The organism is Paludisphaera rhizosphaerae (assembly GCF_011065895.1).
Taxonomy (GTDB): Bacteria; Planctomycetota; Planctomycetia; order Isosphaerales; family Isosphaeraceae; genus Paludisphaera; species Paludisphaera rhizosphaerae.
Genome location: NZ_JAALCR010000030.1, coordinates 51351 through 66861, shown reverse-complemented (window position 1 = coordinate 66861; position 15511 = coordinate 51351). Strand labels below are relative to the sequence as shown.

The window sequence follows — 15511 nt, the reverse complement described above, 5'->3', positions numbered from 1 at the left end:
AGAGCGGCCGGATGAGGGGGGATCGGCGGCGGTTGAAGAGTCCGCCGATCGGTCGCGCACCCGACGGCGGTCGTCCCCTCTCCCGCCGGGAGAGGGCAGCCGTGCAGCGGCGGGTGAGGGTCGTCGGATTTCGAAGGGCGTAACGGTTCCGCAACCAATCAATCCAGGCTGTGCCTACAGGTCCGACGACCCTCACCCGGCCCTTCGGGCCACCCTCTCCCGGCGGGAGAGGGGACGAGACAAGTCTGCCTCGCAAAACGCGACGAACGAAGCCAACGTCGCAACGATCGAAGCGGTGATTAAACAGGCAGTTACGCCAATCACCATCGTTCCGTCGCCGCGTAAACGAACCCGCCCCAGGGCGACGGCCGGTTGAGGCGGACGACGCTGGGGCGGGGTGGGTCTTTGACAATTCGGCCGAATGTGTGGGGGCGTCAGCCTTAGCTGAAGCGCTGGCGGGGCTCCCAGCCGTAGGGGTGGAGGGCTTCCTTGATGGGGAGGCCGACGACCTCGATCTGCTTGACGTCGTTGGTCCCCAGGCCGAGGGCGGCGGCCATGGCGAGGTGGTTGTCGCCGGGGAACGGGCCGGTGCCGGCGGCGGCCATTGGGTCGTAGCCCATGACGGTCGTCGCCACGGAGTCGGTGCAGACCGGGTTGCGGCCGACCATCAGCAAGCCGGGCTCCTGGGGCTTCAGACCCTCGCCGACCCACGGCCCCTCGCCGCCCGAGGACGACTCGACGCCGTCGATGATGACCAGGTCGATCGGCCGGATCCCGACCGAGTCGACCAGGTGCCGGGGCACGCGGTACGAGGGGCGTCGGGGCGAGTCTGGGTGCAGCTCTTGCGGCAGGCCGTCGGCGGGGCGGTCCTGGCCGGAGTGGAACATGGCGCGGCTGTTGGTGCTGTCTTCCTTCTGCTCGTGCTGGCCGTAAAGCGCGATCGGCGTGACGCCGAAGTTGTTCTTCATCCCCAGCGTGACGCCGGCCGTCGCGTGGTTCTTGAGCTTGCAGAGCGAGACGTAGACGTCGCAATCGACGTAAGAGTGGTTGACGTGATAGGCCGGGAAGAGCGAGCCGCCGCCGGGAACCTTCAGTTCGATGTAGCCCTTCCCCTTGCCGATGTTGCGGGTGTCCTCGAACTCCACCGGCGTCTTGGTGGCGCTTAGGGCGTTGATGTCCCAGCCGGCGCCCAGGAGGTAGGTCTCGAACGGCGTGGTCTGGTGGGTGCTCTCCAGCAGCCGGATTCGCTTGGCCCCGGCGCGGTCCAGCAGGGCGACGGTCGCCGCGACCATCGACGCGTGGACCTGGTACGACCGGTTCGCCGGCTTGCCGAACTCGCCCTGGCGGACGTTCCCCACCAGGTTGACCTTCACCGCCACGGTCTTCCCCTCGACGATCGGCCGGAGCCCGCCGATCTTGTCCATCAGCGATTCCAGTTCACCGAGCACGAGAGCCTGGTCGTAAGTCTTGCAACGGCCGATCCCCACCGGCGAGCAAGGAGCCGTCGGCGCGGCCCGCAAGACCTTCGGAGCGACCATCGGCGCCACCGCAGCAGCACCAGCCAGGCGCAGGAACTCCCGACGACGACATTGCGGCCTCATGACGATCCTCCGAAGTGCGATGTGAGGAGCGACGACCCGAATGAGCGGATCCTAACCCTCGCCGCCCTTCGGGGCAACTCCCAGTCCCTCCCGCCGCGTGTCCGTCGCAACGGTGTTTTCGAGGCGGCGTCGTCAGGGGACAATGGAGGACGGCCTTGAGACTCGGTCATCCTATCGCTTCCGGAGCCCGCATGCCCAGGACAGACGCCGTCATCCGCCTTCGGGGGGCTCGGACGCACAACCTGAAGGGGATCGACCTCGACCTGCCGCTGGGGAGGCTGATCGTCGTCACAGGGGTCGTCGGCGCGGGGAAGAGTTCGCTGGCGCTGGACACGCTCTACGCGGAAGGGCAGCGGCGGTATGTCGAGACCTTCTCGGCCTACGCCCGGCAGTTCCTGGAGCCGATGGAGAAGCCCGACGTCGATCGGATCGAGGGCATCCCGCCGGCCGTGGCGCCCGTCTCGCGGACTCGACCCTCGGCGCGGGCGACGGTGGGGACGATCTCCGAGGCCCACGACCATCTCGCTCTGTTCTACGCCCGTCGCGGCGAGGTCTACTGTCGCAACTGCGGCGATCGCGTCACCCCGGCCTCGCCCCGGACCGTCTCCGACGCCGTCGACGAATTGCCCGAAGGGACGCGATACGAGATCGCCTTCCCGGTCGACGTACTCGCCGATACCGACCTCGCCGCCCTGGGCCGCACGCTGCTGGAACAGGGGCTCACCCGCGTCCGCCACGCGGAGGGGATCATCGATCTGACGACCGAGCCGCTGGCCCTCCCCGCGCCGACCCAGGTCGACGTGATCGTCGACCGATTGATCCGGGGCCGCGACGCCCTCCGCCGGCGGCTGGACTCGATCGAGACGGCCTTCCAACGCGGAATGGGACGCTGCCGGATCCTCGCCGACGTCGGCGTCCGCACGTTCGTCCGCGGCTGGCGCTGCAGCCGGTGCGGGACGGACCACATCGAACCCCAGCCCAACCTCTTCCGCTGGACCAGTTCTCTCGGGGCTTGTCCGCGGTGCGAGGGGGTCGGCGAAGAGGGGGCGGAGGAAGTCTTCCCCCCTGGAGGGGGAAGACAGACCGCGCAGCGGTCAGATGAGGGGGAGATCGGCGTGGGGTCCAAAGTGAGCCGTGGGATGCAAGCCCGACGCCGGTCGTCCCCCTCATCCGGCCCTTCGGGCCACCTTCCCCCTCCAGGGGGGAAGGCCGTTTTCTCTCTCCCCTGCCCCGCGTGCCACGGCGCAAGGCTGCGGCCCGAGGCGCTGGCGGTCCGGATCGGAGGGCTGAACATCGCCGAGTTCTCCGCGCTGCCGATCGCCCAGGCCCGCGAGGTCCTGGCGACGTGGGCGGCGCCTGACGAGCCGGCCGACGCGGTCCGACAGCGGGCGCGGATCGCCGGGCGGCTGGAGGCGCTCGACCGGATCGGCCTGGCCCATCTCACGCTCAACCGCCCGGCGCGGGGCGTGTCGCGTGGGGAGCTGAGACGGGCGACGATGGTCCGGGCTCTCGGCACGGGCCTCGTCGGAACGCTCTATGTCTTCGACGAGCCGACGACGGGCCTCCACCCCCGCGACGTCGGCCGGATGGTCGAGGCCCTCCAACGGCTTCGCGACGAGGGGAACACGCCGATCGTCGTCGAGCACGACGCCGACGTCATCCGAGCGGCCGACATGGTCGTCGACCTCGGCCCCGGCGCCGGCGAGGCCGGAGGGCGTGTCGTCTACGCCGGAACGGTCGCCGGCCTGCTCGACGCTCCCGGCTCGGCCACGGGGGACTTCCTCAGCGGCCGCCGCCGCGTCGAGAGGCCGAAGGCACGACGCAAGCCGTCGCGAGGCGTGCTGACGCTCAGAGGCGCCTCGGGGAGGAACCTGAAGGGGATCGACGCCGCCTTCCCGCTGGGAACGCTGTGCGTCGTGACGGGCGTCAGCGGCGCCGGGAAGTCGTCTCTCGTGGAGGGGACGCTTTACCCGGCCTTGCGGAACCAGCTCACGGGTGAGTCGCTGCCGACGCTTCCGTTCGAGGCCCTCGAAGGTGTGGGCGACCTGGCCGAGGTCGTCTTGCTGGACCCCTCGTCGCCGGGGCGGTCGGGACGGTCGAACCCGGTCACGTTCCTGAAGGCGTTCGACGAGATCCGCCGGACTTTCGCCGCGACCCACGAGGCCAAGCTCCGGCACTACGGGCCGGCCATGTTCAGTTTCAACGTGGACGGCGGCCGGTGTTCCGCCTGCAAGGGGGAGGGCTTCCGGCGGGTCGACATGCAGTTCCTGCCGCCCGTCACGGTCCGCTGCCCGGACTGCAAGGGGACGCGTTATCGCCCGGAGATCCTCGACATCACCTACCGCGGCAAGACGATCGCCGAGGTGCTCGACCTGACGGCCCGCGAGGCGTTCGCCTTCTTCCGGAGCCGGCCCAAGATCCAGGCGAGGCTGCGGCCGTTGCTCGACCTGGGGCTGGACTACCTCCGCCTCGGCCAGCCGGCGGCGACGCTCTCCGGCGGCGAGGCCCAGCGCCTCAAGCTGGCGGCCTTCCTGGGGGGCTCGACGGCCGCGCTCAACCGCGCGGGGAACGTCGCCCACACGCTGTTCATCCTCGACGAGCCGACAGCCGGCCTCCACCCCGCCGACATGGTCCGGCTGATCGACTCGCTGTCCAACCTCGTCGATCGGGGGCATTCCGTGCTGGTCGTCGAGCACAGCCCCGAGATCATGGCCGCCGCCGACTGGATCGTCGACCTCGGCCCCGACGCTGGCGAGGGAGGAGGCCGGATCGTCGCCCAGGGGACGCCCGAGGAGGTCGCGAAATCGGGCACGGCGACGGGCGAGGTGCTGGCGAAGGCCCTGGCTGGAACTTGACCTGATTTCCCCGAACCCGTGGTGATCGGCCTGCGTCCGTGACCTGACGAAATCGAGGTTTGAACATTGGCGTCTCATCCGACGGATGGGATGGGAGAGGTGCGACGATGGCGAAGCCTGGATACATGGGGCCGCTGGAGCAGGTATCGCCGTTCCAGTTCCGGATCCCCAAGGACTACCGCGAGGACATGCGGGTCGACGGGATGATCTTCGCCGACGACGCGCTGATCGGGCACATCAAGGCCGACCAGGGGCCTGAGCAGGTGGCGAACGTCGCCACGCTGCCGGGGATCCAGAAGGCCAGTTTGGCGATGCCCGACATCCACTGGGGGTACGGCTTCTGCATCGGCGGCGTGGCGGCGACCGACCCCGAGGAAGGGGGCGTGATCTCCCCCGGCGGCGTCGGCTACGACATCAACTGCGGCGTCCGCCTGCTGCGCACCGACCTGCAATGGTCGGACGCCAAGGACCGCATCCGGCCGCTGGTCGAGAAGCTCTTCCGGGACATCCCCACGGGCGTCGGCCAGCGCGGGGCGTTCGTGTTCACCAAGCCGCAGCTCGTCAAGCTGATGGAGCAAGGCGTCCAGTACGTCGTCGACCAGGGCTGGGGGACCGAGCGCGACATCCAGTTCGCCGAGGCCGGCGGCCGGCTCGACAACGCCGACCCGGGCCGCGTCAGCGACCGGGCCATCATGCGCGGGGCGGATCAGTGCGGGACGCTGGGCTCGGGCAACCACTTCCTGGAGGTGCAGGTCGTCGACCGCGTGCTCGATGAGAAGTCGGCCGAGGTCATGGGCCTGCGCGAGGGGCAGATCACGGTGCTCATCCACTCGGGATCGCGCGGGCTGGGGTATCAGGTCTGCGACGACTTCCTGGGCGTGTTCAAGGACGCGCCGAAGAAGTACGGGTTCACGCTCCCAGACTGGCAGCTCGCCTGCGCGCCGGTACGGAGCCCGGAGGGCCAGGCGTACCTGGGGGCGATGCGGGCGGCGGCCAACTACGCCTGGTGCAACCGCCAGTTGCTCACGCACCAGGCCCGCGAGGTCTTCGCCGAAGTCTTCGGCAAGTCGTGGCAGAAGCTGGGGATGGACCTGGTGTACGACGTGGCCCACAACATCGCCAAGTTCGAGGAGCACGACGTCGGCGAGGGCGTCCGGAAGGAGGTCTGCGTCCACCGCAAGGGGGCGACTCGCGCCTTCCCGCCCGGCCACCCGGAGATCCCTGAAGCCTACGCCGAGATCGGCCAGCCCGTCATCATCCCCGGCAGCATGGGAACGGCGAGCTGGGTTCTCGCCGGCCAGCCCGGGAGCATGATCCACTCCTTCGGCACGAGCTGCCACGGCGCGGGCCGGCTGATGAGCCGCACCGCCGCCGTCAAGCTCGCCGAGGGCCGCCGGATCGACCGGGAACTGGACGCCATCGGCATCATCGCGAAAGCTCGAGGCCACAAGGGCCTGGCCGAAGAACAGCCGGCCGCCTACAAGGACGTCGACCTCGTCGTCGACGTCGTGGACAAGGCCGGCATCTCCAAGAAGGTCGCCCGGCTCCGGCCGGTCGGCGTCATCAAGGGGTGACGGTGTGAAGATTCATCAGTCGGCGTCGCCGCTTCTCAGTCCTCGGTTCGGGGAGTAGAATCCCTTGAAGACTCTCAGGTCGCCTGAATTGGACTCTCGGAGGTACTCGCATGCGACAGGGTGGACCTCTCAGGCTGTCGCTTCGCATCGTCTTCTATCGCGAGGACGAAAGCTGGGTCGCGCATTGCCTGGAGACCGATCTCGTTGGGGTCGGCGAGACGAAGCGCGAGGCGATGGCCACGCTCTGGGACGCCACGACTCTCCAATTCGAAGCATCGCGGGAGTGGGACAATCCCGCGAATTTCTTCTCGCCGGCCGAGGGGCGGTACTTCGAGATGTACGCCCGGGGGCGAGACGTTGCCACGGCCGAGATGGACGTTTCGGCGGAGACTCTCAAGAGGATCGACGGGGATGTCGGCGAGATCCTCGGCCGCGAGTACGTGGACCGCGACGAGCTGGCGGTCGTCTGAGGGAGGGTCATGGAACGCCTGCTGACGCCCAGAGAGCTTCGTACGATCCTGGCTCGGTACGACGTTGGGTGCGACGAATCCCGGGGCAAAGGATCGCACTGGCTGTTCTTCCGCAAGTTCCCCGAAGGAACGGTCTCCTATCCGGTGCCGACGACCTCGAAAGAGGTTGCCCGCGTTTACGTCCGGCAGTGCCGCCGGAGGTTTCGTTTGACGGAAGCGGACGGCGTGTCGGACCGCGATTTCTACGGGGACTGACGGCGCGTTCAACCCACCAGCGGCTTGCTACGCCAGACGAGTTGGCAGCGGTTGCCTTCGAGATCGTCGAAGAAGCAGGTTTTGATCTCGGCGTCGTCGGCCGTGGTGTCGGCCTCGAAGACGATGCCGAGCTTCTCCAACTCGGCCTTCTTGGCGAAGACGTCGTCGACCCAGAAGGCCAGATGGCAGACCCAGCGCTGGTTGGCGTTGGATTGGCCGGCGGGGCGGGCGATGATCTCGATCGCGCCGCCGTGGTCGTCGGCGAGGAAGTAGCCGCCGGGCGGGTTGCCGCCGCCCACTCGGGCGATCTTCAGACCCAGATGCTGGACGTAAAAGTCCTTGAGGGTTTCCAGGTCGGCCGCGTAGATCGCGAAGTGCTCCAGTTTGGACATGACTCGCTCAGCCTTTCCGTGACTTCTTCGGCTTGATCCCGGCCAGTTCCAGGACGGCCTTCCACTCGGCCTCCGTCACGGGCTGGACGGAGAGCCGGCTCCCCTTGCGGAGCAGTTCCATGTTCGCCAGGGCGGCCACATCGCGGAGCTTCGCCAGCGGGATCGGCGGCGCGACAGCCTGGACGGGCTTGATCGTCACCTGGAACCAGGTCGGGGCGTCGGGCTTGCTCTTGGGGTCGTGGTAGTCGGACTTCGGGTCGAAGGCCGAAGGGTCGGGATGCCCGGCCTCGACGACCTCGGCGATCCCCGCGACGGCCGCCGGGTCGGCGTTCGAGTGGTAGAACAGCACGCCGTCGCCGACCTTGATGGAGTCGCGCAGGAAGTTCCGGGCCTGGAAGTTTCGGACCCCGTTCCACCCCGTCGTCCCGTCTCGCTCCAGGTCGGCGAACGAGTACGATTCCGGCTCGGACTTGAACAGCCAGTACCCCATGCGCGATCCTTGCTCCTGCCCTCGACGTCGGGTCGAAGGGGTACTCTATCACGATGAACCCGCGGCGCGGAGGGGGAAGCCGGCTTGGCGACGATCGACTCGAGAGTCTGCATTCTGACCCCGCCCGGCCGAGGCGCAGTGGCCGTCGTGCGCGTCTGGGGGGCTGGGGCGTTGGAGGCGGTCGACGGCGCGTTCCTTCCCATGCGCGGCGAAGGCCTGACCGCGACGCCCCCGAACCGCCCCCGGTTCGGCCGCCTCGGCGCGGGGTTGGGGGACGAGGTCGTCGTTGTGGTGCTGGAAGGGGATCCGCCGGGCGTGGAGGTCCAGTGCCACGGGGGATCGGCGGCGATCGCGATGGTCGTCGAGGCGCTCCAGGAACGGGGATGCCGACTCGTCGAGCCATCCGAGTTCGTCCGCGACATCGAACCCGACCCGTACCGAGCGGTGGCCTGGGAAGACCTGGCGAAGGCGTCGACCCTGCGTACGGCCGAGATCCTGCTGGAGCAGGCCCAGGGGGCGCTCGACCGCGAGATGGCGGCGATTGAGGGGAACCCGGTGGAAGCCCTGCCACGCATCGAGGCTCTGATCGAGCGTGCTCGATTCGGCCGGCGGCTGGTCTCGGGCTGGCGGGTGGTGATTGCGGGGAAGCCGAACGCCGGCAAGAGCCGTCTGCTGAACGCCCTCGCGGGCTACGACCGGGCGATCGTGGCGGCGACGCCCGGGACGACCCGCGACGCCGTCACCGTTCGGACCGCCTTCGACGGCTGGCCCGTCGAACTGGTCGACACGGCGGGCGTCCGCGAGGCCGAGGATTCGGTCGAACGGGCGGGCGTCGATCGGGCCCTCCGCGAGCGGGAGCGGGCCGACCTGACGCTGCTCGTCCTCGACCGATCGCGTCCCCTGAGCGAGGCCGACCGCCGGCCGCCGGAAGGCCCCGTCCTCGTCATCGCCAGCAAGGCCGACCTCACCGCCGCCTGGGAGCCGGCGGAGGTCTTTGGGGACCGGATCCCGTTCGTGGTCGTCTCCGCCCAGACCGGCGAGGGGTTGGACGAACTGGCGGCGGCCGTCGCCCGCTTGCTCGTCCCCGATCCTCCCCCGCCGGGAGCCGCGGTCCCGTTTCGCACGGAACACCTGGAACGGCTAAGGACCTTGAAAGGCCTCTGAAACGCGAACGGCGAGCCGGAGGTCCGGCTCGCCGTTCGGGGTTGATGCCGAGGCTTTCAGTCGCTCGTCAGGGCGTGGCCTTGCGGAGGCTGAAGCCGGTCTGGACGAGGCCGTCGTCGTCCATGACGCTGTAGCTGCCGCCGAGGGTGAGGTACTTGGCGAAGATCTCGAAGTCGGGGAGCTTGGTCGGGTCGACGAGCTGCGGGATGTCGGGGACCGGCTGGTTGGGGCGGCTGGCGGCCATCCCCTGCTTCATGGCCTGCTCGAAGCGGCCGGACTTGAACATGTCGTAGGTGATGCGGGCCTGTTCGTCGGGGCGGACGAACGTCAGGCCGCTGACCTTCTCCGGAAGCTCCTTGAGGACCGTCTGGAACTCGGGGCTTTCGGAGAGCGGGACGATGCCGGGGCGGAGCACCTGCTCCAGCAGGGCGGCGTCGGTGGTGACGAAGAGGCTGTCCTTGGCGATGGTCACGCTGACCGGGCCCTTGAGCTGCGGCTGCACGCCGTTCTGGGCGGGCATGTCGGGGAGCTCGAAGTCGAGGATCGTCGCCCCCTGGAACTCACGCTTGTTGGGCGAGGCGTGGGAGAGCTCGATGAGTCGGTCGAGGGTCTTCTGGAAGGTCTTCGGGTCCTTCAGGGCGACGGACATGACCACGCGCTGGCTGTCTTCCTTGATCGGCTTCTTGAAGTCGCTGATCATGGTCACCCGATGGCCGAGCGGGGCGAACAGGTCCTTCTGGAAGGAGAGCGGCTGGCCGCCGTCGGGGCCGACGAGCTGCTGCTCAAGGACGTTGAGCATGCCCGGCTGGAACTGGTTGACCAGTTCCTCGATGGCCTTGTAGGCGTTGTCCAGATCCCACGAGAGGGCCTGGTAGCTGGCGACGGTGGCCGGCACCCAGGGCTCGGGGCGGATGGCGACGGGCGGGAAGGAGAAGATCTTCAAGAGGCCCTTAACGCCGCCGGCGGGGGCGTTGAAGAACGTCTTGGTCACGCTGTTGTAGTTGCCCTGGCCGAGGTTCAGGGAGCCGCCGATCGACTTCAGGCCGTCGAGGCCGAGGGCCTGAACCTGGAAGGCGAGCTGCTGGGCCTGAGCGTCGTTGCCGCGAGAGCCGGCCTTGGCGAAATACTTGATCAGCTTGACGACGTCGGCGAACCACACCGCCTGAGCGGCCTGACCGCCGATCTTGTTCTGGGTCTTGACGAAGGCTTCGCCGGCGCCAAGGGAGGACGAACCGCGGCCGCCGGCGTTGGTCACCAGGTCCTTGATCGCGGCGGCGTCGCTGCCGAGGAAGAAGGTCTGGCCGGAGTAGGTCCAGACGACCGGCGGCGGGGGCGGGGTCTTCTCGTCGTTGTCCGGGTCGGGGGGCGGGGTGACGACGTGGAACGGGTTCCCCTTGAAGGTCTCGATGGCGATTTTCGCCCCGCTCTGCTCCGCCTGCTTGGTGCTGCGGGTGAGCACCTCGGCGAGCTTCGGCGCGTTCGCGCCGGCGTCGGCGATGACGGCCAGGGTGATCGACGGCTTGGCGTCGTCGCCGCCGGCGATGCCGGCGATCGCCACCGCGCCCTTGGGCAGCTCGGCCAGCTCGGCCAGGGTGACGCCCACCCTGTCCTTCATGGCGTCGCTGGTGGGCTTGATCTTCTCGGCCAGGTCGGCGCGGAGGTCGGCCAGAGCCGGGTCGTTCCAAAGCCGGCCGTAGGAGGTGCCGCGGAAGGCCTCCCGGAACTTGGCGACGTCGTTGATCTTGAGGAAGAACAGGGTCGAGTCGGGGAGCACCTGCTCCGGCGGGGTCGCGGCGGCGGCGAGATTCGCGCACGCTCCGAGGCCCGTCAGTCCGAGCCACCCGACGAGGGCCAGGCGAAGAATCGCCCCCTTGGCCTTAGGCATCGATCATCACTCCATTCTGCTGACACGCCACGGTTCACCGACCGAGGGGACGAGATCGTCACACGGCCTCCGGGCCGATGACCCTATACCGACCGACTGCGCGCCGGGATTCCAACCCGGCGGGCCGCCGGCGGTGACCGGCGACCCTTCTTGTTTCGTTTGCCGATGACTGACCCCGACTGTCCGAAGCTTGCCGCGGGCGGCCGGGGCGTTCCGGCTGTGTTCATCTGGCCTTCGCCGGGTCGCTCTTCGAGCCGCCCAGTCCCGCCGGCTTGTCGCTCCGCGACCGTCGCGGGGGGTCGAGGTAGCGGTAGCCGCTGTTGGGGTTCGTTTTGTCGAAGGCGAACGCCTCGCGGTGGCGGACGAAGTCCTTGACGTAGCCCACCGGGATGGCGAAGCCCAGGTTGTCGGCCATATCGGCGCGGGTCCCTCGGCTGGTGACGCCGATGACCTCGCCCCGCTGGTTGAACAACGGCCCGCCGGAGTTCCCCGGGTTGATCGCCGTGTCGGTCTGGATGTAAAGCTGGCCCTCAAGGTTCCGGCTGCGGTTGCTGACGATCCCCTGGGTGACGGTCCGCTCCAGTCCCAGCGGGTTGCCGACGGCGAAGACGGAGTCGCCCGAGTTCACGTCGTCCCCATTACCCAGGATCGCGTGGCCGGGTTTCAGACCAGCCGGCAGGGGGAGTTTGATCAGGGCCAGGTCGAAGAAGGGATTGACGGCGACGATCTCCACGTCGTCGATGCGGCGACGGGCCAGGCCGCCGCCGGGGGCGTTCTGGTAGAGGATCGCCGAGATCCGGGTCTCCCCTTCGATCACGTGGGCGTTGGTGATCGCGTACCCCTGATCGTTGATCAGGAACCCCGAGCCTTTGCCGGAGGGGGTTTCGATCGACACCACGGCCTCGCCGAACTTCGCCACCAGCTCCTTCACCGGAGCCGGCCGCAGGAGGCCCGTCGAGAAGAAGCCCGAAGGATCGGCGACCGTTCCGCCAGGGGTTGCGACGACCGCGCCGGCGGCTTCCTCGCCCTTCGCCCGTTTGGCGATCGACTCGCGGGGGATCTTCAGCAGGTCGTACCCCAGGTCGACGTACAGGGCCTCAGGCTTCTCGGCCACGACGTCGCCGACGACGCGCTGGCCGTCTTTGAGGATGATCGTCTCAAAGCCGTCGCCCAGGACCTCGGCGCCGCCGGCCACCAGGCCGAGCAACGTCGCGGCGGCGATCGTGCGAATCCCACGCGTAGGCATAGGCGGCGGAGTCCTTCTCGGGTTCGTCGCGACGTTCCGGCCCCATCCCGGGGCCTTTCGCGTCATTGTATGAACCCGCCCAGGCGTTGCAACCCGAACGATGCGGCCGGCTTGCCGGAAAATCTCAGCCGACCAACAACTGCGTTGGCCAGTTTGCGAAAAGACCGGCTAAACTTGAAGACGACTTGACGGACTTTGACGATCCGGGATAGCTTTCCGCGCAACATCGCAAGACGCGCACATCCCCCGCTCGCCGATATCCGTTCAAAACGACTCTCAGAAGATCCCTCGTCCCGCTCGCAGGACGCAGAACCAGGGAGACCGTCCCGTGTCGATGCTTACAAGGCGGTTCGCGCTCGCCATCGCCCTCTCGACGACGGTCGCGCCCGGCCTCGTCTGGGCTCAGGCTGATTTGAAGAAGCCGGAAGACGACGTCCGGCCCACGCCCGACGTTCCCCCGCCGCTCCGAGACCTGCCCACCATCCCCTGGCGGCACGACCGGCTCACGTACAACTGGACCACGATCAGCACGACCCCTCTCCCCAAGGATCGTGAGGGGATCTGGGTCCTGGACTTCGCCTTCAAGCCGCTCCGGATCCAGACGGTCGAGGTCCCCGGCAAGGGGCGTCGGGTCGTCCACTATCTGTACTACAAGGTCGTGAACCACACCTCCTCGTCGCGGCCGTTTTACCCGCAGTTCATCATGGTGAACGAGCGCGGGCAGCGGTTCGAGGACGCCGTGATTCCCGAAGCGATCCCCGTGATTCAGGCCCGTGAGGACCAGACGATCCCCGTCCGAGGGGCCGTCGACATCATGGGGACCGTTCCTGCCAGCACCAAGCAGGGGGTCGACGACGCCGTCGTCGGCGTCGCCGTTTGGGATCAGTGGGACGCCACCGCGGATCGCTTCAGCATCTACGTCCGCGGCCTTTCCGACGGCTACAAGGAGGTCTCGACCCCCGAGGGCCCGAAGGCCAAGTACAAGACGCTGAAACTCGACTTCATCCGTCGCGGCGACGACCGCAACCTCTCCGAGAAGGAGATCGAACTCGCCAACCCGCCTTATGAGTGGGTCTACTGGTGATCCCGTCCCTCCTGCGCCGGCCGACTTCGCGTCAGCCGGCGTAGGCGACCGGGTCCTCGACTCCGAGCCGTTCGAAGGCCGCCAGCCGCAGCCTGCAGGAGTCGCAGCGCCCGCAGGAGAGCCCCTCGGGCGACGGGTCGTAACAGGAGTGGGTCAGGCCGTAGTCGACGCCCAGCTCCAGCCCCCGGCGAATGATCTCGTCCTTGGTCAGCTTGAGGAGAGGGGCGTGGACGACGAACCGTCCAGCCCCTTCCACGCCCGCCTTGGTGGCCAGGTTCGCCAGGTTCTCGAACGCCTCGAGGAACTCGGGGCGGCAGTCGGGATAGCCTGAGTAATCGACGCAGTTGACCCCGACGAAGAGGTCGAACGCGCCGAGGGTCTCGGCCCAGGCCAGGGCCAGCGAGAGAAAGACCGTGTTCCGGGCCGGGACGTAGGTGATCGGGATCCCGGAGGCCATCTCGGCTTCCTCGCGGTCCTTGGGGACCTCGACGTCCGCCGTCAGGGCGCTGCCGCCGAAGGCCCGCAGGTCAATGGTCAACTCGACGTGCCGGATCACCCCCGCCGCCTGGGCGACCCGTCGCGCCGCGGCTGTCTCGACGGCGTGCCGTTGGCCGTAGGCGATCGTCAGGGCGTACGGGGCGAACCCCGCCGCCACGGCCTCGGCCAGTGCCGTGGCCGAATCGAGGCCGCCGCTGAGCAGCACCACGGCCGGCCGCCTGTTGTTCGTTGCGTCGCTCAATCGCGTCCCCTTTCCTCTCCTCTGACTTGCGATCCGGGCTTGTCGGGCTCTTGCCCGTTCGGATATCGTATCATGATCGGCGGGGAACCGGCGTGCGCGGCCTTCATGCTGCGCCTCGATCGGCCCCGCCTCGCCCGTCCCCGGCATGGACCGGACCGGACGAAGGCTCTATTCGCGACGGATCCAGACTCAGAGAAGGTCGAGCGATGGCTCACAAAAAAGGACAGGGTTCCAGCCGCAACGGCCGCGACTCGAATCCCCAGATGCTGGGAATCAAGCTGTACGGCGGCCAGACGGCTCAGCCGGGCAGCATCATCTGCCGCCAGCGCGGCACCCGTTGGACCCCCGGCCGCAACGTCGGCGTCGGTCGCGACTGGACGATTTTTTCGCTGATCGAAGGCAAGGTCAAGTTCGACCGGAACGGCCGTCGGATCAACGTCCTCCCGGCCGCCGAGTTCGCGGCTGCTGAAGCCGCTGCCGCTGCCGCAAAGTGACCGTCTTCTCCGGAAGGGTGCGAACCCTCTGAGGCGTTTGGTCGTTGAATCAACAGGAGGGCGGGCGTCCCACGCGGGACACCGCTCTCCGTTCGCTTGATCGGCATCCTGTTTTTCCATCGAATCGAGTCGCCGCATCATGTTCGCGGATCGCGCAACCATCTTCGTTCGCGGAGGGGACGGGGGCAACGGCTGCCTCAGCTTCCGGCGCGAGAAGTACGTCCCCAAGGGGGGCCCTAACGGCGGCGACGGCGGCGACGGCGGCGACGTGATCATCCGCGCGGCCGAAGGGCTGACGAATCTCGCCCACCTGTCGCACCAGCGACACTGGAAGGCCGAGCGCGGCGAGCACGGCCAGGGCTCCAACTGCTTCGGCAAGCGGGGCGAGCCGATGACCATCACCGTCCCCCCCGGGACGATCATCCGCGATCGCGACCGCGGCCACGTCCTTCGCGACCTGAAGAACGACGGCGACGAGGTCGTCGTCGCCAAGGGCGGACGCGGCGGGCACGGCAACACCTTCTTCAAGTCGGCCACCAACCGCGCCCCCCGGCAGCACGAGCCTGGCTTCCCGGGCGAGGAGCGCTGGATCGTCCTGGAATTGAAGGTGATCGCCGACGTCGGCCTCGTCGGGCTGCCCAACGCCGGCAAGTCGACCTTGCTCTCACGGATCTCGCGGGCCCATCCCGAGATCGCCGACTACCCGTTCACGACCAAGTACCCGAACCTCGGGACTGTGGTGGTGGACTCGGAGAACGCCTTCGTCGTGGCCGACATCCCCGGCCTGATCGAGGGCGCCCACGCCGGCCACGGCCTGGGCCATGAGTTCCTCCGTCACGTCGAGCGTACCGGCCTGCTCGTCCACCTGATCGAGGCGATCCCCATCGACGGTTCGGACCCGGTCCGCAACTACGAGATGATCCGCGGCGAGCTGGAACACTACAGCAAGGCTCTCGCCGAGCGTCCCGAGGTCGTGGTCGTCACCAAGATGGACCTCACCGGCGCTGAGGAAGCCCGCGAACGGATCGCCCGCGAGATCGGCAAGGAGGTCCTCTCGATCTCGGCCGTGACCGGCAAGGGCGTGCCGCAGCTTCTCCGCACGATCCAGCAGAAGCTGGTGGAATCTCGCGAGGCCGAGGCTGAAGCCCTGGCCGCGGCGGAGGCCGAGGCAAAGGCCAGGGTGAAGGTCCCGCCATCGGGGCCCGTCAGGCCTTTGGAGTCGGCGCCGGCTCCCGAACCGTCCCCGGCCGCGAGCGAATGAC

Annotated in this window: 14 protein-coding genes; 8 read left to right on the top strand and 6 right to left on the bottom strand. The window is 68.4% G+C overall.

All coding sequences use genetic code 11. The annotated features are described in order from the left end of the window. Positions 1 to 440 precede the first annotated feature (440 nt). The gene (locus G5C50_RS26925; protein WP_165074073.1) at positions 441 to 1601 is read right to left on the bottom strand and encodes a DUF362 domain-containing protein; all 1161 of its coding nucleotides are present in this window, start codon (positions 1599 to 1601) and stop codon (positions 441 to 443) included. A 191-nt stretch (positions 1602 to 1792) separates the two neighbouring features. On the opposite strand from G5C50_RS26925, the gene G5C50_RS26920 reads away from it, so the two are divergent. The 4 genes from G5C50_RS26920 (at position 1793) to G5C50_RS26905 (ending at position 6755) form a co-directional block, all read left to right on the top strand. After that, entirely contained in the window at positions 1793 to 4456 is a 2664-nt protein-coding gene (locus G5C50_RS26920; protein WP_165074072.1) for an excinuclease ABC subunit UvrA, read from the top strand. A 107-nt stretch (positions 4457 to 4563) separates the two neighbouring features. Beyond that, positions 4564 to 6030 (top strand): RtcB family protein, encoded by a 1467-nt coding sequence (locus G5C50_RS26915; protein WP_165074071.1) that lies wholly within the window; start codon positions 4564 to 4566, stop codon positions 6028 to 6030. Positions 6031 to 6140: 110 nt separating this feature from the next. Next, on the top strand, positions 6141 to 6500 hold the full coding sequence (locus tag G5C50_RS26910; protein ID WP_165074070.1) for a hypothetical protein: 360 nt from the start codon (positions 6141 to 6143) through the stop codon (positions 6498 to 6500). Positions 6501 to 6509: 9 nt separating this feature from the next. Beyond that, a complete protein-coding gene (locus tag G5C50_RS26905; RefSeq protein WP_165074069.1) occupies positions 6510 to 6755 on the top strand; it encodes a type II toxin-antitoxin system HicA family toxin in 246 nt (81 codons plus the stop codon). 8 nt (positions 6756 to 6763) lie between these two features. On the opposite strand, the gene G5C50_RS26900 is transcribed toward G5C50_RS26905, so the two are convergent. After that, entirely contained in the window at positions 6764 to 7147 is a 384-nt protein-coding gene (locus G5C50_RS26900) for a VOC family protein (RefSeq protein ID WP_165074068.1), read from the bottom strand. A gap of 7 nt (positions 7148 to 7154) precedes the next feature. Beyond that, positions 7155 to 7637 carry an EVE domain-containing protein gene (locus G5C50_RS26895; protein WP_165074067.1) on the bottom strand — a complete coding sequence of 161 codons (483 nt, stop codon included), beginning with the start codon at positions 7635 to 7637 and terminating at the stop codon, positions 7155 to 7157. Positions 7638 to 7721: 84 nt separating this feature from the next. Between G5C50_RS26895 and G5C50_RS26890 the strand changes: the two genes are divergently transcribed. Continuing rightward, the gene (locus G5C50_RS26890) at positions 7722 to 8801 is read left to right on the top strand and encodes a GTPase (RefSeq protein WP_165074066.1); all 1080 of its coding nucleotides are present in this window, start codon (positions 7722 to 7724) and stop codon (positions 8799 to 8801) included. Positions 8802 to 8868: 67 nt separating this feature from the next. Here G5C50_RS26890 and G5C50_RS26885 read toward each other — a convergent pair whose 3' ends face one another. Together G5C50_RS26885 and G5C50_RS26880 are read right to left on the bottom strand one after the other, a co-directional pair. Further along, complete coding sequence (locus G5C50_RS26885) at positions 8869 to 10686, bottom strand: hypothetical protein (protein ID WP_165074065.1); 1818 nt, start codon at positions 10684 to 10686, stop codon at positions 8869 to 8871. A 223-nt stretch (positions 10687 to 10909) separates the two neighbouring features. Beyond that, positions 10910 to 11932 carry a S1C family serine protease gene (locus G5C50_RS26880; protein WP_240907381.1) on the bottom strand — a complete coding sequence of 341 codons (1023 nt, stop codon included), beginning with the start codon at positions 11930 to 11932 and terminating at the stop codon, positions 10910 to 10912. A gap of 328 nt (positions 11933 to 12260) precedes the next feature. On the opposite strand from G5C50_RS26880, the gene G5C50_RS26875 reads away from it, so the two are divergent. After that, positions 12261 to 13016: a hypothetical protein gene (locus G5C50_RS26875; protein WP_165074063.1), complete on the top strand. Its 756-nt coding sequence runs from the start codon at positions 12261 to 12263 to the stop codon at positions 13014 to 13016. Positions 13017 to 13047: 31 nt separating this feature from the next. Here the strand turns inward: G5C50_RS26875 and queC are convergent, their stop codons facing one another. Next, positions 13048 to 13755 carry a 7-cyano-7-deazaguanine synthase QueC gene (queC, locus tag G5C50_RS26870; RefSeq protein WP_240907380.1) on the bottom strand — a complete coding sequence of 236 codons (708 nt, stop codon included), beginning with the start codon at positions 13753 to 13755 and terminating at the stop codon, positions 13048 to 13050. A gap of 206 nt (positions 13756 to 13961) precedes the next feature. On the opposite strand from queC, the gene rpmA reads away from it, so the two are divergent. Both rpmA and obgE read left to right on the top strand, forming a co-directional pair. Then, a complete protein-coding gene (gene rpmA / locus G5C50_RS26865; protein ID WP_165074061.1) occupies positions 13962 to 14249 on the top strand; it encodes a 50S ribosomal protein L27 in 288 nt (95 codons plus the stop codon). Between the two features lie 139 nt (positions 14250 to 14388). Continuing rightward, positions 14389 to 15510 (top strand): GTPase ObgE, encoded by a 1122-nt coding sequence (gene obgE, locus G5C50_RS26860; RefSeq protein ID WP_165074060.1) that lies wholly within the window; start codon positions 14389 to 14391, stop codon positions 15508 to 15510. Position 15511 lies beyond the last annotated feature (1 nt).